1 pseudogene is annotated in these 452 nt (G+C 64.8%); it reads left to right on the plus strand.

The features are described 5' to 3' along the window. Positions 1–82: 82 nt before the first annotated feature. A pseudogene (locus E1573_RS26670) lies at positions 83–280 on the plus strand (FAD-dependent oxidoreductase); the annotation flags it as partial. Between the last annotated feature and the right edge of the window lie 172 nt (positions 281–452).

Consider the following 452-nt stretch of genomic DNA (forward strand, 5'->3'; position numbering starts at 1 on the left):
CAAGCCCGCTCCCACAGTGGGAGCAACTGCCTTGCATCGACCATGAAGCCAGCTCCCGGTGGGAGCTGGCTTGCCCTGCGATCTGGCGCGAAGCGGCAGCTTGTCTCCACGCGGCGAGATCATTGTTGATGCCCGTGGCCAGACCAACCTGCCGGGTGTGTTTGCCGCTGGTGATGTGACCACGGTGCCCTACAAGCAGATCGTCATTGCGGTGGGCGAGGGTGCCAAGGCTTCGCTGGCCGCGTTCGATCACCTGATCCGGACTTCGGCGCCGGCCTGAAACATCGCGGGGCAAGCCCGCTCCCACAGTGGGAGCAACTGCCTTGCATCGACCATGAAGCCAGCTCCCGGTGGGAGCTGGCTTGCCCTGCGATCTGGCGCGAAGCGGCAGCTTGTCTCCACGCGGCGAGATCATTGTTGATGCCCGTGGCCAGACCAACCTGCCGGGTGTG

The organism is Pseudomonas sp. H9 (assembly GCF_004353925.1).
Lineage (GTDB): Bacteria > Pseudomonadota > Gammaproteobacteria > Pseudomonadales > Pseudomonadaceae > Aquipseudomonas.